At 63.9% G+C, this 21,445-nt stretch carries 25 protein-coding genes; 7 read left to right on the forward strand and 18 right to left on the reverse strand.

Annotated features, from left to right (window positions below):
- Window positions 1-163 precede the first annotated feature (163 nt).
- A complete protein-coding gene (locus tag GGD63_RS04255) occupies window positions 164-1,786 on the reverse strand; it encodes a peptide chain release factor 3 (protein ID WP_183239614.1) in 1,623 nt (540 codons plus the stop codon).
- A 159-nt stretch (window positions 1,787-1,945) separates the two neighbouring features.
- Between GGD63_RS04255 and sugE the strand changes: the two genes are divergently transcribed.
- Window positions 1,946-2,260 carry a quaternary ammonium compound efflux SMR transporter SugE gene (gene sugE, locus GGD63_RS04260; RefSeq protein WP_183239615.1) on the forward strand — a complete coding sequence of 105 codons (315 nt, stop codon included), beginning with the start codon at window positions 1,946-1,948 and terminating at the stop codon, window positions 2,258-2,260.
- Here the strand turns inward: sugE and GGD63_RS04265 are convergent.
- The 7 genes from GGD63_RS04265 to GGD63_RS04295 form a co-directional block, all read right to left on the reverse strand.
- Window positions 2,253-3,260 carry an inorganic phosphate transporter gene (locus tag GGD63_RS04265; RefSeq protein WP_183239616.1) on the reverse strand — a complete coding sequence of 336 codons (1,008 nt, stop codon included), beginning with the start codon at window positions 3,258-3,260 and terminating at the stop codon, window positions 2,253-2,255. The two genes, sugE and GGD63_RS04265, sit on opposite strands and share 8 nt — an antisense overlap.
- Window positions 3,261-3,269: 9 nt before the next feature.
- Window positions 3,270-3,914 (reverse strand): DUF47 domain-containing protein, encoded by a 645-nt coding sequence (locus GGD63_RS04270; protein ID WP_183239617.1) that lies wholly within the window; start codon window positions 3,912-3,914, stop codon window positions 3,270-3,272.
- 157 nt (window positions 3,915-4,071) lie between these two features.
- Window positions 4,072-5,040: a branched-chain amino acid ABC transporter permease gene (locus GGD63_RS04275; RefSeq protein WP_183239618.1), complete on the reverse strand. Its 969-nt coding sequence runs from the start codon at window positions 5,038-5,040 to the stop codon at window positions 4,072-4,074.
- Window position 5,041: 1 nt separating this feature from the next.
- Window positions 5,042-5,905, reverse strand: a complete 864-nt coding sequence (locus GGD63_RS04280; RefSeq protein WP_183239619.1) for a branched-chain amino acid ABC transporter permease — start codon at window positions 5,903-5,905, stop codon at window positions 5,042-5,044.
- A 76-nt stretch (window positions 5,906-5,981) separates the two neighbouring features.
- Entirely contained in the window at window positions 5,982-7,202 is a 1,221-nt protein-coding gene (locus GGD63_RS04285) for an ABC transporter substrate-binding protein (protein ID WP_183239620.1), read from the reverse strand.
- Window positions 7,203-7,260: 58 nt separating this feature from the next.
- The gene (locus GGD63_RS04290; protein WP_183239621.1) at window positions 7,261-8,007 is read right to left on the reverse strand and encodes an ABC transporter ATP-binding protein; all 747 of its coding nucleotides are present in this window, start codon (window positions 8,005-8,007) and stop codon (window positions 7,261-7,263) included.
- Window positions 8,000-8,755: an ABC transporter ATP-binding protein gene (locus GGD63_RS04295; protein WP_183239622.1), complete on the reverse strand. Its 756-nt coding sequence runs from the start codon at window positions 8,753-8,755 to the stop codon at window positions 8,000-8,002. Before GGD63_RS04295 ends, GGD63_RS04290 begins: the two co-directional genes overlap by 8 nt.
- A gap of 351 nt (window positions 8,756-9,106) precedes the next feature.
- Between GGD63_RS04295 and GGD63_RS04300 the strand changes: the two genes are divergently transcribed.
- Entirely contained in the window at window positions 9,107-9,748 is a 642-nt protein-coding gene (locus tag GGD63_RS04300; protein ID WP_183239623.1) for a PAS domain-containing protein, read from the forward strand.
- Between the two features lie 22 nt (window positions 9,749-9,770).
- Here the strand turns inward: GGD63_RS04300 and GGD63_RS04305 are convergent, their stop codons facing one another.
- Window positions 9,771-10,124 (reverse strand): ArsC family reductase, encoded by a 354-nt coding sequence (locus GGD63_RS04305; RefSeq protein WP_183239624.1) that lies wholly within the window; start codon window positions 10,122-10,124, stop codon window positions 9,771-9,773.
- Between the two features lie 105 nt (window positions 10,125-10,229).
- On the opposite strand from GGD63_RS04305, the gene GGD63_RS04310 reads away from it, so the two are divergent.
- The 3 genes from GGD63_RS04310 to GGD63_RS04320 all read left to right on the forward strand — a co-directional run bounded on the left by GGD63_RS04310 (window position 10,230) and on the right by GGD63_RS04320 (window position 12,207).
- Window positions 10,230-10,601, forward strand: coding sequence for a tRNA-binding protein (locus GGD63_RS04310; protein WP_183239625.1), 372 nt, complete (start codon window positions 10,230-10,232; stop codon window positions 10,599-10,601).
- Between the two features lie 187 nt (window positions 10,602-10,788).
- Window positions 10,789-11,421 carry a TetR/AcrR family transcriptional regulator gene (locus tag GGD63_RS04315; protein WP_183239626.1) on the forward strand — a complete coding sequence of 211 codons (633 nt, stop codon included), beginning with the start codon at window positions 10,789-10,791 and terminating at the stop codon, window positions 11,419-11,421.
- A gap of 3 nt (window positions 11,422-11,424) precedes the next feature.
- On the forward strand, window positions 11,425-12,207 hold the full coding sequence (locus GGD63_RS04320) for a sulfite exporter TauE/SafE family protein (RefSeq protein ID WP_183239627.1): 783 nt from the start codon (window positions 11,425-11,427) through the stop codon (window positions 12,205-12,207).
- A 2-nt stretch (window positions 12,208-12,209) separates the two neighbouring features.
- Here GGD63_RS04320 and GGD63_RS04325 read toward each other — a convergent pair whose 3' ends face one another.
- From GGD63_RS04325 to GGD63_RS04360, 8 genes are all read right to left on the reverse strand, one after another.
- A complete protein-coding gene (locus tag GGD63_RS04325) occupies window positions 12,210-12,914 on the reverse strand; it encodes a glutathione S-transferase family protein (RefSeq protein ID WP_183239628.1) in 705 nt (234 codons plus the stop codon).
- Between the two features lie 84 nt (window positions 12,915-12,998).
- Window positions 12,999-13,382 (reverse strand): hypothetical protein, encoded by a 384-nt coding sequence (locus GGD63_RS04330; protein WP_183239709.1) that lies wholly within the window; start codon window positions 13,380-13,382, stop codon window positions 12,999-13,001.
- A gap of 147 nt (window positions 13,383-13,529) precedes the next feature.
- Window positions 13,530-14,195 carry a DUF429 domain-containing protein gene (locus tag GGD63_RS04335; RefSeq protein ID WP_183239629.1) on the reverse strand — a complete coding sequence of 222 codons (666 nt, stop codon included), beginning with the start codon at window positions 14,193-14,195 and terminating at the stop codon, window positions 13,530-13,532.
- A 22-nt stretch (window positions 14,196-14,217) separates the two neighbouring features.
- Window positions 14,218-15,402, reverse strand: coding sequence for a serine hydrolase (locus GGD63_RS04340; RefSeq protein ID WP_183239630.1), 1,185 nt, complete (start codon window positions 15,400-15,402; stop codon window positions 14,218-14,220).
- Window positions 15,403-15,474: 72 nt separating this feature from the next.
- Entirely contained in the window at window positions 15,475-16,167 is a 693-nt protein-coding gene (locus tag GGD63_RS04345) for a GNAT family N-acetyltransferase (RefSeq protein ID WP_183239631.1), read from the reverse strand.
- Between the two features lie 3 nt (window positions 16,168-16,170).
- Window positions 16,171-16,518: a Lin0512 family protein gene (locus GGD63_RS04350; protein WP_018646107.1), complete on the reverse strand. Its 348-nt coding sequence runs from the start codon at window positions 16,516-16,518 to the stop codon at window positions 16,171-16,173.
- 185 nt (window positions 16,519-16,703) lie between these two features.
- On the reverse strand, window positions 16,704-18,368 hold the full coding sequence (locus tag GGD63_RS04355; RefSeq protein WP_183239632.1) for an acetolactate synthase large subunit: 1,665 nt from the start codon (window positions 18,366-18,368) through the stop codon (window positions 16,704-16,706).
- A 215-nt stretch (window positions 18,369-18,583) separates the two neighbouring features.
- Window positions 18,584-19,477, reverse strand: coding sequence for a LysR family transcriptional regulator (locus GGD63_RS04360; protein WP_183239633.1), 894 nt, complete (start codon window positions 19,475-19,477; stop codon window positions 18,584-18,586).
- A gap of 104 nt (window positions 19,478-19,581) precedes the next feature.
- Here GGD63_RS04360 and GGD63_RS04365 point away from each other — a divergent pair, with 104 nt between their 5' ends.
- Window positions 19,582-20,322: an SDR family oxidoreductase gene (locus GGD63_RS04365; RefSeq protein WP_183239634.1), complete on the forward strand. Its 741-nt coding sequence runs from the start codon at window positions 19,582-19,584 to the stop codon at window positions 20,320-20,322.
- 35 nt (window positions 20,323-20,357) lie between these two features.
- Window positions 20,358-20,585 carry a 4-oxalocrotonate tautomerase family protein gene (locus tag GGD63_RS04370; RefSeq protein ID WP_183239635.1) on the forward strand — a complete coding sequence of 76 codons (228 nt, stop codon included), beginning with the start codon at window positions 20,358-20,360 and terminating at the stop codon, window positions 20,583-20,585.
- Between the two features lie 133 nt (window positions 20,586-20,718).
- Here GGD63_RS04370 and GGD63_RS04375 read toward each other — a convergent pair whose 3' ends face one another.
- Window positions 20,719-21,354, reverse strand: coding sequence for a PadR family transcriptional regulator (locus GGD63_RS04375; RefSeq protein ID WP_183239636.1), 636 nt, complete (start codon window positions 21,352-21,354; stop codon window positions 20,719-20,721).
- Between the last annotated feature and the right edge of the window lie 91 nt (window positions 21,355-21,445).

Below are 21,445 nucleotides of genomic sequence, written 5' to 3' on the forward strand. Positions count from 1 at the left end.
CAATACCGAAAGCCCGGCGAAGCCTTGGCGGAGCCGGGACCGGGCGACCCAGTACTCCGAGACGAATGTGATTAAATCGAGAGGCCGCGGCGTACTGGATGCCCCGGTCAAGCCGGGGCATGACAGCGGATGTCTTGGCTGGAGAGCGGCCAGAACGACTGCCCTACCCCTTCTTCTTGACGTCCTTGACGTTGGCGAACTCGATGCCCTCGGCGCGTTCTTTGGTGTAGCCGAGATAGAACTCGTTCCTGGCGAGATACACGGGGTCGCCGTCGACGTCGTCGGCGATGCTCGAGGTGTTGGCGGCGATGAAGGTGTCGAGCTTCTTGCGGTCCTCCGAGGAGACCCAGCGCGCGAGCTGGAATTCGCTGACCTCGAACTCGACCGGCAGCGAATATTCCGCCTCCAGCCGCGCCTTCAGCACGTCGAGCTGCAGCGCGCCGACCACGCCGACCAGCGCCGGGGCGCCGTCGCGCGGGCGGAACACCTGCACCACGCCCTCTTCCGACATCTGCTGCAGCGCTTCCTTCAGCTTCTTCGCCTTCATCGCGTCGGTGAGACGGACGCGGCGGACGATTTCCGGCGCGAAGCTCGGCACGCCGACGAAAGTGAAATCCTCGCCCTCGGTCAGCGTGTCACCGATGCGCAGCGTGCCGTGATTGGGAATGCCGACGACGTCGCCGGCAAAGGCTTCGTCCGCGACCGACCGGTCCTGCGCGAAGAAGAATTGCGGGCTCGACAGCGGCATGCTCTTGCCGGTGCGCACCAGCTTGGCCTTCATGCCGCGGCTGAGCTTGCCCGAGCACAGCCGCGCGAAGGCGATGCGGTCGCGGTGGTTCGGATCCATGTTGGCCTGGATCTTGAACACGAAGGCGCTCATGCGCGGATCGGTGGCCTCGACCTTGCGCTGGTCGCTCTCCTGCGCGCGCGGCTCGGGCGCGAACTTGCCGAGACCTTCGAGCAAGTCGCCGACGCCGAAATTGCGCAGCGCGCTGCCGAAATAGACCGGCGTCAGATGGCCCTCGCGGAATGCGCCGAGCTCGAACGGTTTCGAGGCCTCGGTGACGAGCTCGAGCTCGTCCTTCACGGCGGACACATCGAGGTTGGCGTTGAGCTTGGCGAGCTCGGCAATCTCGATCTGCTGCGCCGCGCCGGTCTTGGCGCCGCCGCCTTCGAGCAGGCGCACGCCGCCATTGACGACGTCATAGGTGCCGAGGAAGTCGCGGCCGCGGCCGACCGGCCAAGTCATCGGCGTGGTGTCGAGCGCCAGCGTCTTCTCGATCTCGTCGAGCAGCTCGAACACGTCGCGACTCTCGCGGTCCATCTTGTTGATGAAGGTGATGATCGGGATGTCGCGCAGACGGCACACCTCGAACAGCTTTCGGGTGCGCGCCTCGATGCCCTTGGCGGCGTCGATCACCATGACGGCGGAATCGACCGCGGTGAGCGTGCGATAGGTGTCCTCCGAAAAGTCCTCGTGGCCCGGCGTGTCCAGCAGGTTGAAGACGAGGCCTTCGAACTCGAAGGTCATCACCGAGGTCACGACCGAGATGCCGCGCTCGCGCTCGATCTTCATCCAGTCCGAACGGGTGTTGCGGCGCTCGCCCTTGGCCTTGACCTGACCGGCGAGGTTGATGGCGCCGCCGAACAGCAGCAGCTTCTCGGTCAGCGTGGTCTTGCCGGCGTCGGGGTGGGAGATGATCGCAAAGGTCCGCCGGCGCGCCACTTCAGCGGCAAGCGGGGAACGGGCCGGCGATTCGGCTGCGGTGGTGGCGATGTCGGACATGGCGGGAGCGTTTGGCAGGGAAACTGGGCTCGATCAAGCCTGATTTGGTGATTGCGGAGCCCCTCGGCCAGCCCCATATCGCCGTTTGGGAGGGACGGCCCTCCTATCCCACCAGCAGATCAGCCGCGGGGACGACCCTGCCGTGAATGGAGGGTCGTGATGGCCTGGAGCATCCTGTTCGTCGCCGGCCTCCTCGAGATCACCTGGGCGATCGGCCTGAAATATACCGAGGGCTTTACCAGGCTTGTTCCTTCCATCGTCACGCTCGCCGCGATGGCCGGCAGCGTCATCCTGCTCGGGCTCGCGCTCAAATCGCTGCCCGTCGGAACCGCCTATGCGGTCTGGACCGGGATCGGCGCAGTCGGCACCGCGACGCTTGGCATCGTCCTGTTCGGCGAGCCGGCCGCGGCCTTTCGCCTCGCCAGCATCGGACTGATCATCGCCGGCATCATCGGGCTGAAGCTCGTCACCTGACGAAGATCTTGACCGCCCACCAGGTCAGCGCGGCCACGATCGCCGAGGCCGGGATCGTAATCACCCAGGCATAGACAATCGAGCTTGCGACGTTCCAGCGCACCGCCGAGACGCGGCGGGCCGCGCCAACGCCGACGATGGCGCCAGTGATGGTGTGGGTGGTCGAGACGGGAACCCCGAGGAAGGTCGCCATGAACAGGGTCGCCGCGCCGCCCGTTTCGGCGCAGAAGCCCTGCATCGGCGTCAGCTTGGTGATGCGCAGACCCATGGTGCGGACGATGCGCCAGCCGCCCATCAGCGTGCCCAGCGCCATCGCCGCCTGGCAGGACAGCACCACCCAGAACGGCACCGAGAAGTCGCTGCCGAGATGGCCCTGCGAGTACAGCAGCACGGCGATGATGCCCATGGTCTTCTGCGCGTCGTTGCCGCCATGGCCGAGCGAATAGAGCGAGGCGGAGGCGAATTGCAGGATACGGAAGGCGCGGTCGACCGCGAACGGCGTCGAGCGCACCGACAGCCAGGACACGATCGCGACCAGCATCATCGCAAGCAGGAAGCCGACCAGCGGCGACAGCACGATCGCCAGCACCGTCTTGGACAATCCGCTCCACACCGCCGCCGAAATCCCCGCTTTCGCCATGCCGCCGCCGACGAGGCCTCCGATCAGCGCGTGCGACGATGAAGACGGGATGCCGAGCGCCCAGGTCACGAGGTTCCAGACGATGGCGCCGATCAGGGCCGCGAAGATCACCTGGGCATCGACGATCGAGGGATCGATGATGCCGGTGCCGATGGTCTGGGCGACGTGCAGGCCGAACACCATGAAGGCGACGAAATTGAAGAACGCGGCCCAGAACACCGCGAACTGCGGCCGCAGCACGCGGGTCGAGACGATGGTCGCGATCGAATTGGCGGCGTCGTGCAGGCCGTTCAGGAAGTCGAACAGCAGCGCCACGGCGATCAAGCCGACCAGGACGGGAACACCCAACGCAGCATCCACGGCCCTGCCCTACACCTGCTCGATGACGATGCTGTTGATCTCGTTCGCGACGTCATCGAAGCGATCGGCCACCTTCTCGAGGTGGTCGTAGATCTCGACGCCGACGATGAAATCCATCGCGTTGCCTTCGCGGTGCTTCAGAAACAGCTCCTTCAGCCCGATGTCGTGGAGATCGTCGACGCGGCCTTCGAGCTTGCCGAGCTCTTCCGTGATCGCGGTCAGCATGGCGACGTTCGGGCCGATCGACTGCATCAGCGGCAGCGCGCGGCCGACCAGATTGGCGCATTCGATCAGAAGCGCGCCGATCTCCCGCATCGGCGGCTCGAAGCTGCGGACCTCGAACAGCATCACGGCCTTGGCCGTCTGCTGCATCTGGTCGATGGCATCGTCCATCGAGGTGATGAGGTTCTTGATGTCACCGCGGTCGAACGGGGTGATGAAGGTGCGGCGCACCGCCGTCAGCACCTCGCGGGTGATGTTGTCGGCATCGTTCTCGAACTGGTTGACGCGCTGGCAATAGACCGGCGTCTCCTCGCCCCCGTTGAGCACGCCCTGGAGCGCAATCGCGCCCTGGATCACGGTCTGGGCATGGCGGTCGAACAGCTCGAAGAACCGTTCTTCCTTGGGCAGGAACGCACGAAACCATCGCATCATGGGGATAGGCTACCGGTTGGAAAATGGCCTGGCCCGAACGGGCCGTCACAAAACTGTCATAGACCATTTTCGATCCGCACGCGTGTCATCTCACGCCTGCGGAACCAGTTCATCCACCACTTTCAGGCGACGGCTAACCTTACGTTAAATCAATGACTTAGAGCGAGCGGCGGAAGTAATGCGCGATTTCGCCGACGACGCCGCGGCGGAAGGTGAGCACGCAGATCACGAAGATCGAGCCCTGGATCACCGTCACCCACTGGCCGAAGCCCGCCAGATATTGCTGCATGGCGATGATCACGAAGGCCCCGACCACGGGGCCGAAGATGGTACCGAGGCCGCCGACCAGCGTCATCAGCACGACTTCGCCCGACATCGACCAATGCACGTCGGTGAGCGAGGCATTCTGGGCCACGAACACTTTCAGCGCACCGGCAAAACCGGCCAGCGTGCCGGACAGGACGAAGGCCAGGAACTTGTACTGGTCGGTCCGGTAGCCGAGGGAAATCGCGCGCTGCTCGTTCTCTCGGATCGACTTCAGCACCTCGCCGAACGGCGAGTTGATGATGCGGAAGATCAGCAGGAAGCCGGCGAGGAACCCGACCAGCACGACGTAATAGAGCACCGTCGGCTTGGACAGATCGAAGATGCCGAACATGTGTCCTTGCGGGATACCCTGGATGCCGTCCTCACCGTGGGTGAACGGGGCCTGGAGGTAGATGAAGTACAGCAGCTGCGACAGCGCCAGCGTGATCATCGAGAAATAGATGCCCTGGCGGCGGATCGAGATGTAGCCGGTCACGATCGAGAGCACGAAAGCCGCGGCGACGCCGACGAGGATGCCGAGCTCGGGCGGCAACGCCCACACCTTCAACGCATGCGCGCTGCAATAGCCGGCTGTCCCTAAGAACATAGCGTGGCCGAACGACAAGAGACCGCCATAGCCGATCAAAAGATTGAAGGCGCAGGCGAGCAGCGCAAAGCACAGCGCCTGCATCACGAAGAACGGATAGACTCCCGTGAATGGCACCGACGCCAGCAGCAGCGCCATCACCACGAATACGATCATCTCGTCGCGCATCGCACGCGGGGTCGTAGGCAGCGTGTCGTCCGTCAGGGTTGTCATATCAGGCCGCCCTTCCCGTCAATCCCGTCGGCTTCACCAAGAGCACCAGCACCATCAGCACGAACACGACGGTGTTGGACGCCTCGGGGTAGAAATACTTGGTCAGGCCCTCGATTACACCGAGCGCAAAGCCCGTGATGATGGAGCCCATGATCGATCCCATGCCGCCGATCACCACCACGGCGAACACGACGATGATGAGGTCGGCGCCCATCAGCGGGCGCACCTGGTTGATCGGCGCCGAGAGCACACCGGCGAGCGCGGCAAGACCGACGCCGAGGCCGTAGGTCAGCGTGATCATGCGCGGCACGTTGATGCCGAAGGCGCGAACCAGCGTCGGATTTTCGGTGGCGGCGCGCAGGTAGGCGCCGAGCTGCGTCTTCTCGATCAGGTACCAGGTTCCCAAACACACGACCAGCGAGAACACGACGACCCAGCCGCGGTAGATGGGCAGGAACATGAAACCGAGATTCATGCCGCCTCTGAGTTGATCCGGAATGGCGTAAGGCAGGCCCGAGGAGCCGAAATAGTTCTGGAACACGCCCTGCACGATGAGCGCGATGCCGAAGGTCAGCAGCAGACCGTAGAGATGGTCGAGCCCGGTCAAGAATTTCAGCATGGTCCGTTCCAGGATCATGCCGAAGATGCCGACGATGATCGGCGCCAGCAGCAACGCCCACCAGTAATTGATGCCGCCGAGGTTCAACAGGAAATAGGCGGCGAAGGCGCCCATCATGTAGAGCGCGCCATGGGCGAAGTTGATGATGTTGAGCATGCCGAAAATCACGGCAAGCCCGAGACTGAGCAGCGCGTAGAACGAGCCGTTGATCAGTCCCACAAGTAGCTGAGCGTAGAGAGCCTGCATCGATTCCGCACCCGGTCCCTTCGGCGTTCTTCAACAGCAGGCCGGCGCCGTTGCGCGCCGGCCCGCATCGTCACCGTTACTTCTTCACCAGCGGACAGACGCTCTCGGACAGCGGCCGGAACGCCTGATCCGCAGCCGTCGTGCCGACCAGCTTGTAATAGTCCCACGGCCCCTTGGATTCCTCGGGCTTCTTGACCTCGAACAGATAGGCGGGATGAAGCTTGCGGCCGTCCGCGCGGACCGTGCCCTTGCCGAACAGCGCGTCCTCTGTCGGCATTTCCTTCATCTTGGCGACGACCTTGGCGCCGTCATGCGGGTTGCCGCCCATCGCCTCGAGCGCCTTGAAATAGTGGAGCAGGCCCGAATAGACGCCGGCCTGCACCATCGAAGGCATCGCCTTGTTCTTCATGCGCTCGGAAAAGCGTTTGGAGAAGGCGCGAGTGCCGTCATTCAGGTCCCAGTAGAAGGTCTCGGTGAAGTTCAGTCCCTGCGCGACCTTCAATCCGAGCGCATGGACGTCGGTGATGAACAGCAGGAGCCCCGCGAGCTTCTGGCCGCCCGAGACGATGCCGAACTCCGCCGCTTGCTTGATGGTGTTGGTGGTGTCGCCGCCGGCATTCGCCATGCCCACGATCTTGGCCTTCGATGCTTGCGCCTGGAGCAGGAAGGAGGAGAAGTCGGCGGTGTTGAGCGGGTGCCTGACAGTGCCGATCACCTTGCCGCCCGACTTGACCACGACCGCGGCGGTGTCGCGCTCAAGCGCATGGCCGAAGGCGTAGTCGGCGGTCAGGAAGTACCAGGTGTCGCCACCGGCCTTCACCAGCGCCTGCCCGGTGCTGTTGGCCAGCATGTAGGTGTCGTAGACCCAGTGAATCGTGTTCGGCGAGCACTGCGCGTTGGTGAGGTCCGAGGTCGCCGCGCCCGTATCGATCAGGATCGAGTTCTTCTCCTTGACGATATTGTTGACCGCCAGCGCGACGCCGGAGTTCAGCACGTCCATGAAGATGTCGACCTTCTCGACGTCGATCCACTGTCGCGCAATCGTGCTGCCGATGTCGGGCTTGTTCTGGTGGTCCGCGGAGATCAGGTCCAGCTTCCAGCCCTTGGCCGCGAGCCCGGAATCTTCGATCGCCATCTGCGCCGCCACGGTCGAGCCGGGACCGCCGAGGTCGGCATACAGTCCCGAATTGTCCGTTAGCACGCCGATCTTGACGTTCTTGTCCTGCGCCATCGCCGCGCTCGTTGCCGCGAGTGCAATGGCGGTGCCGAGCAACATTGTTGAAATGATCTGTCTCATGGTCGCTCCCCAATACCCTCTCTTTGTGCTCATCAGTTAAAATTCGCCGGCCCGGCGCTCAGACACCGAGATAGGTGTGGAGCTTGTCCATGTTGGCGGCAAGCTCCGCGTTGGAAAATCCGTCAATGATCTTGCCGTGCTCGACCACATAATAGCGGTCGGCGACGGTGGAGGCGAAACGGAAGTTCTGCTCGACCAGGAGGATCGTAAAGCCCTCTTTCTTGAGCCGCGCAATGGTATGACCGATCTGCTGGATGATGACGGGCGCGAGGCCCTCGGTCGGCTCGTCCAGCATCAGGAAGCTCGCGCCGGTGCGCAGGATGCGTGCGATCGCGAGCATCTGCTGCTCGCCGCCGGACAGCTTCGTGCCCTGGCTGCCCAGCCGTTCCTTCAGGTTCGGAAACAGGTCGAATATCTGATCCAGCGGCAGTCCGCCTTCGCGCACCACCGGCGGCAGCATCAAATTCTCGCGGACGTCGAGGCTGGAGAATATCCCCCGCTCTTCCGGGCAGAACGCGATGCCCATGCGCGCGATCTTGTCGGAGGTCGCGCGAATGATCTCCTGGTTGTTGAACTTCACCGAACCGGCACGCTTGCCGATGATGCCCATGATCGACTTCAGCGTGGTGGTCTTGCCGGCGCCGTTGCGCCCGAGCAGGGTGACGACCTCGCCTGCATTCACGTCGAAGTTGATCCCGTGCAGGATGTGGGACTCGCCATACCATGCTTCCAGGTTGCGGACCTGGAGGATGTTTCCGCCGGTCGCGGCCTTTGCCGGAGCCTCGGCGATCGCAGTGTCAGGCATGACCGGCTCCCAGGTAAGCTTCCTTGACGCGCTCGTCCTTGGTGAGTTCGCTGTAATGGCCTTGCGCGAGCACCTGCCCGCGCGTCAGCACGGTGATGATGTCGGAGAGATTGGCCACGACGCTCAGATTATGCTCGACCATCAGGATGGTGTATTTCGCGGAGATGCGCTTGATCAACGCCGCGATCTTGTCGATGTCCTCGTGGCCCATGCCGGCCATCGGCTCGTCCAGCAGCATCATCTCGGGGTCGAGCGCGAGCGTGGTTGCGATCTCCAGTGCGCGCTTGCGCCCGTAGGGCATCTCGACCGCGGGCGTATTGGCAAACTCGCTGAGGCCGACATCGTTCAGCAGCTCGCGCGCGCGATCGTTGAAACGGTTGAGCACCGACTTCGAGCGCCAGAAATCGAACGAACTGCCGTGCTGGCGCTGAAGCGCGACACGGACGTTTTCCAGCGCGGTGAGATGCGGAAATACCGCCGAGATCTGGAACGAACGGACCAGTCCCATGCGGGCCACGTCGGCCGGCGCCATCGCGGTGATATCCTGCCCCTTGTACAGGATCTTTCCGGCAGACGGTCGGAGGAACTTGGTCAGAAGATTGAAACACGTCGTCTTGCCGGCGCCGTTCGGGCCGATCAACGCATGAATGCTCCCACGGCGAACCTTGAGCGCAACGTCGCGGACGGCGAAGAAGCCCGCGAACTCCTTGGTCAAGCCTTCCGTTTCGAGAATGAACTCGTCGGCCAAACAGATTTCCCCCTGCCCGCGCAACGCGCCGGTCGCGCGTGGCTGTCCTTGTTGCTTCGGCATTCCGGAGGTCTTGGAGCCCTTCCGGAACGCCGCCTCCGGGCGCGGAATATGCCGGAGGTGACGGGGGTTAGGCAAGGCGGAAAGCTGAGCAGATCAGGCCTCCGGCTGGGATACAAATGCTCCCTTAGTCGGAGACGTTTTGATGTCGTGCCTGCCCGGCCTTCCGGTTCGCAAAAGCACCGGCCATCAAGCTGTCGTTAACGGTCTTTCGCCCCGCGCGCCAGCCTTCATCAAAAATTTTCCCGCAAGCGGCATCATGCTGCGGGTATATCTGCCGGGAATATTGTTTTGGATTTCGCAAGCGCCGCTCCCTCCGTCGTCAAGTCGATCAGGCAGCGCGATCTGCTGAACACGTGGCTGCGACTTTATGCGCGCCAGCAGGTCGCACCGGCGATCTGGGAGTACCAGCCGGCACGGCTCGAGGAAGAGCTGTCCGATCTCATCTATTATACGGTGGACAATTCGGCTGCCCTCCCGCGCCTTATCATCCAGAGCGAAGGCACGCGCATCTCGTACGCCTACGGGCACACCGGCAAGGGCGTGCCGCTCGATGAATATATCGGGCCGCGGCTCGCGCCCTCGGTGATGCCCGTCTACCATGAATGCGTCGCGCGCGGGCTTCCGGTCTACAGCGTTGCCGACGTCGACGATATCTATGGGCGCGTCGTCGCCTATGAACGCCTGCTGCTGCCGTTCCAGACCGACGGCCAGGTCTGTCATGTCATCGCCTCGCTCAAGACCTTCTGCGAGGACGGCGGCTTCGAGATCAAGAATCTGATGCGCGGAAATGACGCGCTGCCGCGTCCCAAACTGTGCGCCGTGATCGACCGCGATCTCTTTCATCGCGTTCCCGGCCGCATCGCGGCCGCAGACCTTGTCGAGGTCGCCGATCAGCCGGGTGAGGCCACCGAGATCATCGAGCTGAACTAGAGCCGACTTACTTGACCTTGACTTACTTGGCCTTGACTTCCTTGGCATAGATGTCGGGCTTGAAGCCGACCAGCAGCTTGCCGCCGACCTCCAGCACCGGCCGCTTGATCATCGACGGCTGCGCCAGCATCAACGCCAGCGCCTTCTTCTCGGTGAGGCCTTCCTTGTCGGAATCGGGGAGCTTCTTGAAGGTCGTGCCGGCGCGATTGAGCAGCGTCTCCCAGCCGACCTTGTCGCTCCACTGCTTGAGCTTGTCCTTCTCGACGCCCGCGGCCTTGTAGTCGTGAAACTCGTAAGCCACGCCATGACCGTCGAGCCAGGTGCGCGCCTTCTTCATGGTGTCGCAATTCTTGATGCCGTAGATGATGTTGGGCAAGACAGCTCCTCGCGCATGCGTGATGCTTCGGCAGCGGCGTTGTACGAAACTCTACTTCGCGCGACAATATTGCAAACGAAGCCCGCTCTGCAAAACGGACACATTATGCACGTCACCCACGATCCCGCGGCCGCCGCCTCGCCGACCATCGACTTCAACAGCTTCCTCACGGTCGATATCCGCGTCGGCACCATCGTCGACGCCAAGCCGTTCCCGGAGGCGCGCAAGCCGGCCTGGCGTCTGTGGATCGACTTCGGACCCGCAATCGGCGTGCGCAAGAGCTCGGCGCAAATCACCGAGAACCATCGGCTTGAGACGCTGGTAGGACAACAGGTCGCGGCAGTCGTCAATTTTCCGCCGCGCCAGATCGGGCCGGTCGTCTCGGAAGTGCTGACGCTCGGCTTCCCCGATGCCGACGGCAAGGTCGTCCTGGTGCAGCCGAGCAAGCCCGTGCCGAACGGCGGCCGGCTGTTCTAGCCGCAGGGCCGAAGCCGGTCTCTGCCGACGGCTGATCTCTCCTTGCGCAATCGGGACTTGACCGGGGTCCTGCCTGAGGCTAAAAAATGACTGATCGATCGTTTTTTTATTTTTGCGGCCATTATTCATCGCTATCCACGCGATCGGCTAAAATGATCGACCTGTCAGTTATTTAGGGACTCGGCGGATGCCCAAGATCAGCGACAAGCAGCGCGAAGGCCGGCGGCAGCAGATCCTCGAGGCCGCTCTCGCCTGCTTCGCGGAAGACGGTTTTCACCAGACCGGCATGGCCGACATCGTCAAACGATCGGGGCTCAGCCACGGCGCCGTCTATCTCTACTTCCAGGGCAAGGACGATCTGATCGAGGCGCTGGCCGACGACCGGCATCGCCGCGAGGCCGTGCTCAACTCGGTCGCGCAGGGATCGGGCGATCCGATTGAAGGACTTCACGCGCTGGTTCGCGTCTACGCGCAATGGCTCACCGATCCCGCCGGCGAAGCGCGGAGGCGGGTCGGCATCCATGGCTGGGCCGAAGCGCTGCGCAACCGCCGCGTCTGCAGCAGCGTCGTCGAAGGCATCGACATGCCGCGCGCATTGATCGTGGCGCTGGTCGAGCGTGGCCAGCACGACGGGCTCATCAAGCGCAACCTCGGCGCCGAGGCGATCGCGCGCGTGCTGATCGCGATCTTCCAGGGCTTTGTGCTGCAGAAATGCTGGGGCGAGGACTTTGACGTCGCGGCCTGCATGACGGCCGTCGATGGCGTGATCGAGGGCTTGCGCACGCCGAAGGCGGACGTCAAGCGACGCACCAGACCATGAACGATGACCTGGATATATGAACTCTTCGCCGGCGCCGGCGTCGGTCTCGTCGCAGGATTGGCATCGGGCTTCTCGGGCACGAGCCCCGGTGGCGGCCTCGTCATCTTCTCCGTGCTGTTGCTTGGGGCAGAACAACACGTCGCACAGGGCACATCGCTGATCACGCAGATCCCTCCAACCGGCCTTGCCGGCGCGCGCCGCTACTGGCAGAGCGGCAATCGCAGCCCCCTGCAATGGATCGTCTGGATCGGCATCGGATTTCTCATCGGCGGCGCCGGCGGCGGCTATGCCGCGGCGGCAGTTTCCGACGCAGTGCTGCAATGGACTTATGTCGTCTATCTCGTCGCGCTGATCGCAGCGTTGCTACTGCGCCGTGACCGCAAGGACGACGGCAGCAAGGCCGACGGTTCGGCCGAATTGCCGTGGTTCCCCCTGTTTCTCATCGGCGCGCTGGCGGGCTTTTCCTCCGGCTTCATGGGGATCGGCGGCGGCCTCGCGATCACCGTCGGCCTCGCCGCGGGCCTGCGCGTGCCGCAGCATCAGGCGCAACTCGTCAGCCTGATCTTCTCGGTGATCCCGACCAACATTCCGGCTGCCTCGATCTACTGGAGCAAGGGACTGATGGTCGGCTGGCCGGCCATCCTCGGCATTTTGGCCGGCCTCTGGGTCGGCACCGACCTCGGCGCACGCGCGGCCAATGGCGTCAGCAAATCGGCGCTGCGCCGGGCCATGATCGCCCTCGTCTCGCTGATGGCGCTCTACATGAGCTACAAGGCGCTGAGCTGATCTTACGCCCGCTTCGGAATGTTCAGCCCGCGCTGCACCGTCGGCCGCGCAAGGCCGCGTTCGAGCCAGGCGCCGACGGACTTGAACTGGCTGAACTCGACGAGCTCGCTGGCACCGTAGAAGCCGATGAGATTGCGCACCCAGCCAAGCATCGAGATGTCGGCGATGGTGTAGTCGTCATCCATGAACCATTGCCGGCCGGCGAGATGCGTCTCCATCACACCGAGCAATCGCCTTGACTCGTCGACGTAGCGCTGCAGCGGCCGCTTGTCCTCAAACTCCTTGCCGGCGAATTTGTGGAAGAAGCCGACCTGGCCGAACATCGGCCCGATGCCGCCCATCTGGAAATGCAGCCACTGGAGCGTCTGGTAGCGGCGCGCGGCGTCCTCCGGCAGCAGCTTGCCGGTCTTCTCCGCCAGGTATTGCAGGATCGCTCCGGATTCGAACAGCGGCAGCGGCCTGCCGCCGGGACCGTTGGGATCAATGATCGCCGGGATCTTGCCGTTCGGATTGAGCGAGAGAAATTCGACTGTCTTCTGATCGTCCTTGCCGAAATCAACGAGGTGGACTTCGTAAGGAAGCCCGATCTCCTCCAGCATGATCGAGACCTTGACGCCGTTCGGCGTCGGCAACGAATAGAGCTGGAGTAGTTCGGGATGCTTGGCCGGCCAACGCTTGGTGATGGGGAAGACGGACAGATCGGACATCGGGACCTTTGGTGCATGGACTGAGGCGTGCTCAATCTAGGCAAGACGCCGCACCGCGCAAGTCACGATCTGTCCCGGCTGCGCTTATGGCGGCAGCGTTGCCATCGCCACGATCGGGGTCATCGCTTCATGTTGCAGTCGATACTCGATGAACCGTTGACCCGTGACCAACAGCAGGGCCGTAAAGGCAATCGCGAGAATAGCGGTCGCCAATTGGCACGCGTCGTACATGGTAGTTTGTCCCTCAACAGCCTTTGGCGTAAACGTCGGCTCAAGCGCCACGTTCCGAGGCGACGTGAAAATATTGCTATTTTTTCCCGGACTCTGCTGCAATGCCATCGCGCTGTTCCGGCCGCCCGCGCAGGGACCAATGGACCCTTCGCGCGTTGTCGCTGCATGAACATCGAGAAGCGCGCCCTGCTCGACCACGCTGAACGCTGTCGCCGCGTCGCGAACGATCTCGATCATGGCAAAGCCGCGCAGCGGTTGCGAGCGATGGCCGACGAGTACGAAGCGAGAGCAACAAGACTGGACGACGAAGGCGTCTCCTCGACTCCGGGCCGTATTAGTCGCTGCCAGCTCGAAGGCACAAGCGATCGGGAGGGCTGACCCGCCTCAAAAGTTGATCTCCATCCGCAATCCGCGCGGATCGATCTCCTCCCCGCCGATACGCTGCGTGCTGTCGCGCGCCGCAACCGCGCAGGCGCAGGCATCGATGAGATCGTCGCGGCCGATGCCCGTGCCGTGACGCAGCGTCAACCATTTCGGCAGACGCGTGAAGCCGCGCTGCTCCAGCAGCGCGATGCGCTGTTCGCGACCTTCTGCTGTCGTCTTCTTAGCAAGGCGAATTCGCCCTGCGAGATTCCAGAAGATCAGCTCCGGATGCGCTTCGCCGATCACCGCCTGCCGCGTTGGCGTCATGACGTCGTCGACCTCCCTCATCTTGTCCCTGATGTTCCAGAGCTGCGCCGACACGCCCCTGCCCTTGCCCTCGTGCTCCCAGTAATGGCGATTGGCCGCGGCCATGTCCGGGAAGATCCAGAGGTCGCGGCGCGCGCCGAGAAACACGGCAGGCCCGACAAGTTCGCGCGCCCGCAGATCGCACGCGCGATAGCCGTTCGCCTTCAATCCAATCGGCATGTCGATCATCGCGCGAGCGTGCGGAAACGCGAGCAGGCGCATCAAGCCCGGTGAATAATCGAAGCCATGATCGCCGCGGTCGTCGATCCAGGCCGCAACCCAGCCGAAGCGAAATCCGTCGAGGCCGAGATAGGCTCGCATGTCACGCCGAACGGATTTGCGGTCAGCCTCCGGCCGCCTGGTAGGCCAGGCGCTTGAACTCGAAGAAGAACGGATTCCAGAAGCCCATGTAGCGCTGGGCCATCAGGACGCCCGCGGTATTGGCCTGCGGGCAGATCCACCAATGGGTGCCGGCGAGCCCGCCCCACTGGAATTCGCCGGTGGAGTCCGGCGGATCGAACGGCGTCGGCGCGAAGGTCACGGCGCCGCCGAGGCCAAAGCCCTTGCCGGGGATCGGACCGAGATTGGCAAAACGGATGGTCTGCCCCGCAGGCAGCTGGTTCGTCATCATCTGCCGCAGCGTCTCCGGCTTCAGCAGCGCATCCGATCCGGGCAACAATGCGCGCACCAGCGCGAGCATATCAGGCAGGGTCGAGACCAGACCGCCGCCGCCCGAGAGCCGCGGCAACGGCCGCCGATAGGCCTGCGGATAGGGAAGATTGTCGGCGCGCGTGAGGCCCGGCTTCATCGGGTCGAGCACGTCGGCGCCATTGTAGAGCGCGACCAGCCTGCCCTGCTGCGCCTCGGGGACGTAGAAGCCGGTGTCGGTCATGCCCAGGGAATCGAAGATGCGCGCCTTGAGGAAAGCATCGAGCGACTTGCCCGAGACGACCTCCACGATGCGGCCCAGCACGTCGGTTGCCACCGAATATTCCCAGGATGTCCCCGGTTGATAGGACAGCGGCAGATCGGCGAGCTTGTCGATCATGTCGGAGAGCGGCGTCAGCGGATTGAGCACGCGCGCCTCGTTGTAGCCTTTGAACAGCACCGTGCCGGGATCGAAAATGCCGTAGCTGAGGCCGGAGGTGTGGGTCAGGAGATGGCGGATCGTGATCGGCCCCGTCGCCGGCTCGACGTCGGCGAGGCTCGTTGCGCCCTGCTTCAGGACTTTGCGATTGCCAAGCTGCGGCAGGACTTTTTCGACCGGATCATCGAGGCCGATGCGCCCTTCTTCCACCAGCAGCATGATCGCGCAGGTGACGAAGATCTTGGTATTGGAAAACGCACGGAAGATATGGTCGGGCCGGAGCGCCGTGTTCGCCTCGCGATCGGCAAAGCCGACGCATTGCTGATCGACGACCTCGCGGCCACGCAGCACCGCCCAGGATACGCCCGGAATGATCTCCTGATCGACGTAGCGCTGCATCGCCGTCCGCGCGGCGGAAAAATCTGTCGTTCTGGCGTCCACGTGTTTCCCCCAATTATGGCTGGGATCGATATAGCGCGAATTCGGCGGATATGAAGCCCCGCCGAAAAACGCTCATGCCTGCTTCATCAGCGCGGTGACGTGCAGGCGGCGGCGAATCCGCATTCCCTGCCGCTGATAGAGCGCGATGGCCGAAGCATTGTTGGAATAGACGTGCAGGAACGGGATTTCCCCGCGCGCCTCGATCCGTCGTGCGACCGTCGCGAGCAGCGCTTGTGCATAGCCGCGCCCACGGTAGTGCGGATGCACGCAAACGGCCGTCATCTCGACGAACTTTCCCGGCTTCATCCGCTCGCCCGTCATCGCAACCAGTTCGCCGCCGGCGCGGATGCCGAGGAATGTGCCGAGTTCATGGGTCCGCAGCGCGAATGGACCGGGCTTGGTCAGCTCCGTCAGCGCCATCATGGCAGGAACATCGGCGGGCCCGAGCGTGACAATCTCGGCATCGCGAAGCGGACTGTCGGCGGGCGAGCCGATCATCTGTTCCCCGGTCTCGGCGAGCACAACCTTGAAGCCGGCGGGAACGTCGACCGGCTCCGGCGTGAACAGCGCGGCGACCTGCGTGCCCGATAGGAGATCGCGAAGCGCCGCAAAGCTCGCCGCGGACATGTCGACCATGTCGGCAAAGGGCGTCATGTCCACGGGATAGCGCAGCGCTTGCGGGCCGCCCTCGGCCAGGTGCTTCTGGCTCGTCGTCAACGCGCTCCAGATCGGGCGATCCAGCAGCGCCAAATCACTGTCGGACACTGGCTAGTCCTTGTCGAAGCTGACGATCACGGCGGCGTTGGCGATGAGAATGGGGTCGTTGGCCACTTCCGTCGCCGAGGGAATCTCAAGCCCGCCCTTGACCGCAGTCACGGTCACGGTGCCGTAAGGCAGCTCCTTTGCGACGGCTTCCTTGTCCACCGCCTCGGGATTGGGCACGCCGATCGTGACATCGACGAACATGTCGTTCGCCGTCTTGCCGATCATCCGGAAGAAGCCGAGGCTCGAATGCCTGATGGCATCGGACACCGCGCGCTTGGCCGCCTTGGTGGCGTCCCTGCCGTGGACGTCGACGCCCATGCCCATCTCGGTGACACAACGAACGCGAGTCATTTTCTGTTCCTGTGGTTGGTTGAGTGAATGAGAGTGTCGGGGATCAGTGGCTGCGGCACGAGTGCGGTTATCATGTTAGCAGGGGGTCTTTGCCGAGACCTCCGTCATTGCGAGCCAACGGGGCCACGCTGGGCGCGGACCCGTTGGCTCGCAATGACGATGTGGGAACAGTCTCGCCCCATCAATCACGCCTTTGATTTCTCATGCGCGCGCAGCTCGTCGACCAGCACCCGCACGTTCTCCGAATAGTCGATCGGGATCGAGACGAGGTGCACGCCGCCCTCTTTGAAAGCCGCCTCGAGCGTCGGGCCAAAGCTGTCGATGCTCGCGATGCGGTGACCCTTGGCGCCATAGGCCTTCGCGTACAGCGCAAAATCCGGATTGCCGAAGGTCATGCCGTAATCGGCGAAGTGATCGACGGCCTGCTTCCAGCGGATCATGCCGTAGGCGTTGTCCTCCAGCACCAGCACGACCAGGTTGAGCTTGAGGCGGACCGCGGTCTCCATCTCCTGGCTGTTCATCATGAAGCCGCCGTCGCCGGCGACCGCGAGCACGCGGCGATCTGGATAGAGCATCGCGGCCATCATCGCCGACGGCAGGCCCGCGCCCATCGTCGCCAGCGCATTGTCGAGCAGCAGCGTGTTGGCAACGCGGGTCCGGTAGTTGCGCGCGAACCAGATCTTGTACATGCCGTTGTCGAGCGCGACGATGCCGTTCTCCGGAATCACCTGGCGGATATCGTGCACGATCCGCTGCGGCGTCGGCGGCCAGCGCGCCTCGGTGGCCCGATCGGCGATGTGGCCGAGGATTTCTTCGCGCAGCGGCAACAGCGCCGCTGCCTGCGGCAGCTTGCCTTCGAGACGATCGGCGAGCAGCTCCAGGCTCGGGCCGACATCGCCAACGACCTCGGCGTCGGGGAAATAGACCTGCTCGACGCTGGCCGAGGTGTAGCTGACGTGAATGACCTTCGGCCCCAACGGACCCATGATGAAGGGCGGCTTCTCGATCGGATCGTGACCGATCGCCACGATCAGATCGGCGGCGTCGATGGCATCATGGACATAGTCGCGCTCGGATAGCGCGGCGGTCCCCATGTAGAGATTGGTGCCGCCGGGCACGGTGCCCTTGCCCATCTGCGTCGTGAAGAAGGGAATGCCGGTCCGCCGCACGAAGCTCGCGATGCCGTGCGTCGAGCGCGGCCGGCTCGTTGCCGCGCCCATCATCACCAGCGGGCGCTTCGCCGCCAGGATCATCTCGGCGGCGCGGTCGAGCGCAGCGCGATGGGCGACCGGAATCTCGATCGGATGGATCGGGATCACGGGAACGGCGGGCACCTCGTCGCCCGCGATGTCCTCGGGCAATTCGAGATGCACCGGGCCCGGCCGCTCCTCCATCGCCACGCGAAAGGCATCACGCACCACGGTCGGAATGCTGGAGGCGCTGACGATCTGCCGCGACAGCTTTGTCAGCGGCTTCATGGTCGCGACCACGTCCACGATCTGGAAGCGCGCCTGCCGGCTGCTCATGATCGCCTTCTGGCCGGTGATCAGAATCATCGGCATCGCACCGAGATGCGCATAGGCCGCGCCCGTGGACAAATTGAGTGCGCCGGGACCGAGCGTCGACAGACAGACACCGGGCCTGCCGGTCAGCCGCCCGTGGGTCGCCGCCATGAAGGCGGCGGCCTGCTCATGACGGGTCAGGACCAGCTCGATCCTGGAGTTGCGCAGCGATTCGACCAGATCGAGGTTTTCTTCGCCGGGCACGCCGAAAATGCGGTCGACGCCTTCGTTCTCCAGGGCCGCAACAAACAGGTCCGATCCCTTCACTTTGTGGTCCTGCCCGCCCATGTCGCCTCCCGGTCGTTGTGTATCCCATGTCAGGGAACGATCGCATCGTAGCCGTCTGTGGAGCCGGCACAACTCACAAAGAGGCGTTCCGCCGCTTCGAGATCGTCATTGCGAGCACAGCGAAGCAATCCAGAATCGTTCGGCAGCGGCAGTCTGAATTGCTTCGCTGTGCTCGCAATGACGGAGCAAGACGCTGGCTCGCCAATTCACATCTTCTACAGTTTCGCTTCGGCAAAGATGCCGGATATCCAGTCGAGGAAGACGCGCAGGCGCAGCGCAAGCTGGCGGTTTTGGGGATAGAGCGCGGAGAGTGGCGTCGGCGACGGCGGATAGTCGGCCAGCACCTCGACCAGCCTGCCGCTGGCGAGATCGTCCGCGAAGCGATAGCGGGGCGCCTGTGCGAGGCCGAAGCCGAGCCGGGCGAGATCGGCCATAGTATCGGAATTGTTGACGCGCACCCGGCTCGGCAGCACGATTTGACGCAGCGCGCCGGCGACGGAGAATTCCAGCGGCAGCACATCGCCGGTACGCGAGGAGACGAAGGCCACCATCTGATGGCCGTCGAGTGCATCCGGCGTCGCGGGCATGCTGTGCCTGGCGAGATAGGCCGGACTCGCCACCGTGATCTCGGCAATCGTGCCGAGCCGGCGCAGGATCATGCCGCTGTCCTCGGGCTCGCCCGACCGGATCACGCAGTCGATGCCCTCGCGCACGAGATCGACCAGGCGGTCGCCCTGCCCGATCTGCAGGTCGAGTTCGGGATAGCGCGCCAAAAATTCCGGCAGATGCGGCAGGATGAAGGTGCGGGTCAGCAACGGATGCGCATCGATACGGAGCAGGCCGCGCGGGCGTGCATCGCGCATGGCGGCTTCCGCTTCCTCGACCTCGGCCAGGATGGCGACGCAGCGGCGGTAATAGTCCTCGCCGTCGAGCGTCGGGGTGACATGACGTGTCGTTCGTTCGAGCAGCCGCGCACCCAGGCGCGCCTCGAGACTGCGCAAGACCTCGCTCGCCGTCGAGCGGGGAATGCCGAGGTCGGCTGCCGCGGCCGTAAAACTTTGCCGCTCCACGAGACGGACGAACAGGCGCATGGCGTCAAAGCGGTCCATGGCCGATTGTTCACCACAGCCGACAAGTGATGGCAAGTCCGGGACGATTATCCGGCCACAGCGATCAGGTATCCCTTGACCCAACACCATCGAGGAGACCCGCCATGACCAATCAATCTCAACGCGCCGCCATCGTGACCGGAGGTTCCCGCGGCATCGGCGCTGCCATCGCCCGCCGGCTGGCGCAGGACGGAATCGCGGTTGCGATCAACTATGCCAGCGGCCGCGCCGCTGCCGATGCGCTTGTCGCCGAGATCGAGGCTCGCGGCGGACGCGCCATCGCCGTGCAGGCCGATCTCGCCGACCCGGCAACCCCTGCGCGGTTGTTCGATGCGGCCGAGCGCGCCTTCGGCGGCGTGGACATCCTCGTCAACAATGCCGGCATCATGGAGCTTGGTCCGCTCGCGGCGGTGACCGATGAAGCGTTCGCGCGGCAGACCTCGATCAATCTCGACAGCGTATTCCGATCCTTGCGCGAAGCGGCGCGGCGCCTCCGCGACGGCGGCCGCATCGTCAGCTTCTCGTCCAGTGTCGTCGGTCTCTATCAGCCCGGCTACGGCGTCTACGCCGCGACCAAGGCCGCGGTCGAAGCCATGACGCACATCCTCGCCAAGGAGCTCGGCGGACGGCGCATCACCGTCAATGCGGTCGCGCCAGGACCGGTCGAGACGCGGCTGTTCCTGGAGGGCAAGAGCGAGCAGCAGGTGCGCGCCATTGCTGCGATGAACCCGTTCGGCCGCCTCGGCCAGCCCGACGACATCGCGGGCGTGGTCGGCTTCCTCGCCGGCCGCGACAGCGGCTGGGTCAACGGCCAGATCATCCGCGCCAATGGCGGCGTGATCTGACAGCCGGCACAAATTTTCACACGGAGAGATTCATCATGCCGTTCGCCAATATCAAGATCCCCCAGGCCGCACTGTCGCGGGCGCAGAAGGCGGAGATCGTGCACAACCTCACCGCGCTGTTCGTCCACTATTTTGGCGAAGCAGCGCGGCCACACACGATGGTGCTGATCGAGGAAGTCCCCGACGGCGGCTATGGCCGCGCCGACGAGGTGTTCGTCGTTCCCGACGCCTATCGCGCCAGCGACACCTCAGCTTCAGGCTGAGCTCGGTGCCGCGCTTGATCGGCAGCGTCATCGAGACGAAGCCGTTTAGGGAATCGCGGATGAAGTCGAGAAAAGTCGGGCTCGGCGTTGTCGTTCACAACGTAGCCGCCGACCTGCAGTTGCGGGGCGACAATTATTTGCCGAGGATTTCCGCGGCAGCGCGATCCAGGATCGCGGCGATGCGACGCGCTTCGGCGGAGTCGCTGCCGTGCATTGAGCGCAGCGCGCGCTTGAGATTGTGGCGTGCCCGGTGCAGCTCATCGGAGGCAGCAGGGTCGAGATCGCTGACGCCGGCGAAGGCTTCGCGCACCTCGTCCATGCGGCGTCCGATCCGCGACAGCGCCTGCAGGATCGCATCGGCGGTCGCGCGGTGCTCGGCGAGATGTGCCTCGCCCTGCGGCGTGATGCTGTAGAGCTTGCGGCCGCCATCCTGCTGGACGCTGCTGTGGCCGACCTCTTCGAGATAGGTCAGCGCCGGATAGATCACGCCGGGGCTCGGCGTGTAGAAGCCGTCGGAACGCTCCTCGATGATCTTGATCAGCTCATAGCCATGGGCCGGCTTTTCGGCGAGCAGCGCCAGGATCACCAGCTGGAGATCCTGCGACGACAGCCGCCGCGCGCCCGGGAAATCGTCGCCGCCGCGCCCGAAAAAGCCGTGCCCGCCGCGGCCGAAGCGATGCCGCCCGCCGCCATGCCGGCCCATGGCAAAATGGGCGAAATGGGCGAAATGCCCGAAATGGAAGTCTTTGCGGTCTCGTCCGTGGTGCATATCGTAGGTCCTTTTGTAAAACATATCTTACGATATAGCTTGCGATAGTCCGGGCGCAACCCACAAACCCGTGATTGGCCACAGGCCCGCT

Origin of the sequence: Bradyrhizobium sp. cir1 (assembly GCF_014198245.1) — a bacterium.
GTDB lineage: Bacteria > Pseudomonadota > Alphaproteobacteria > Rhizobiales > Xanthobacteraceae > Bradyrhizobium.

Coding starts and splice junctions, on each gene's coding strand:
- sugE (WP_183239615.1), top strand. CDS start 1,946: ATGGCCTGGAGCATCCTGTTCGTCGCCGGCCTCCTCGAGATCACCTGG.
- GGD63_RS04280 (WP_183239619.1), bottom strand. CDS start 5,905: ATGCAGGCTCTCTACGCTCAGCTACTTGTGGGACTGATCAACGGCTCG.
- GGD63_RS04325 (WP_183239628.1), bottom strand. CDS start 12,914: ATGTCCGATCTGTCCGTCTTCCCCATCACCAAGCGTTGGCCGGCCAAG.
- GGD63_RS04375 (WP_183239636.1), bottom strand. CDS start 21,354: ATGCACCACGGACGAGACCGCAAAGACTTCCATTTCGGGCATTTCGCC.
- GGD63_RS04330 (WP_183239709.1), bottom strand. CDS start 13,382: ATGATCGAGATCGTTCGCGACGCGGCGACAGCGTTCAGCGTGGTCGAG.
- GGD63_RS04315 (WP_183239626.1), top strand. CDS start 10,789: ATGCCCAAGATCAGCGACAAGCAGCGCGAAGGCCGGCGGCAGCAGATC.
- GGD63_RS04285 (WP_183239620.1), bottom strand. CDS start 7,202: ATGAGACAGATCATTTCAACAATGTTGCTCGGCACCGCCATTGCACTC.
- GGD63_RS04360 (WP_183239633.1), bottom strand. CDS start 19,477: ATGGACCGCTTTGACGCCATGCGCCTGTTCGTCCGTCTCGTGGAGCGG.
- GGD63_RS04355 (WP_183239632.1), bottom strand. CDS start 18,368: ATGGGCGGGCAGGACCACAAAGTGAAGGGATCGGACCTGTTTGTTGCG.
- GGD63_RS04310 (WP_183239625.1), top strand. CDS start 10,230: ATGCACGTCACCCACGATCCCGCGGCCGCCGCCTCGCCGACCATCGAC.
- GGD63_RS04275 (WP_183239618.1), bottom strand. CDS start 5,040: ATGACAACCCTGACGGACGACACGCTGCCTACGACCCCGCGTGCGATG.
- GGD63_RS04255 (WP_183239614.1), bottom strand. CDS start 1,786: ATGTCCGACATCGCCACCACCGCAGCCGAATCGCCGGCCCGTTCCCCG.
- GGD63_RS04370 (WP_183239635.1), top strand. CDS start 20,358: ATGCCGTTCGCCAATATCAAGATCCCCCAGGCCGCACTGTCGCGGGCG.
- GGD63_RS04335 (WP_183239629.1), bottom strand. CDS start 14,195: ATGCGAGCCTATCTCGGCCTCGACGGATTTCGCTTCGGCTGGGTTGCG.
- GGD63_RS04350 (WP_018646107.1), bottom strand. CDS start 16,518: ATGACTCGCGTTCGTTGTGTCACCGAGATGGGCATGGGCGTCGACGTC.
- GGD63_RS04320 (WP_183239627.1), top strand. CDS start 11,425: ATGACCTGGATATATGAACTCTTCGCCGGCGCCGGCGTCGGTCTCGTC.
- GGD63_RS04270 (WP_183239617.1), bottom strand. CDS start 3,914: ATGATGCGATGGTTTCGTGCGTTCCTGCCCAAGGAAGAACGGTTCTTC.
- GGD63_RS04365 (WP_183239634.1), top strand. CDS start 19,582: ATGACCAATCAATCTCAACGCGCCGCCATCGTGACCGGAGGTTCCCGC.
- GGD63_RS04290 (WP_183239621.1), bottom strand. CDS start 8,007: ATGCCTGACACTGCGATCGCCGAGGCTCCGGCAAAGGCCGCGACCGGC.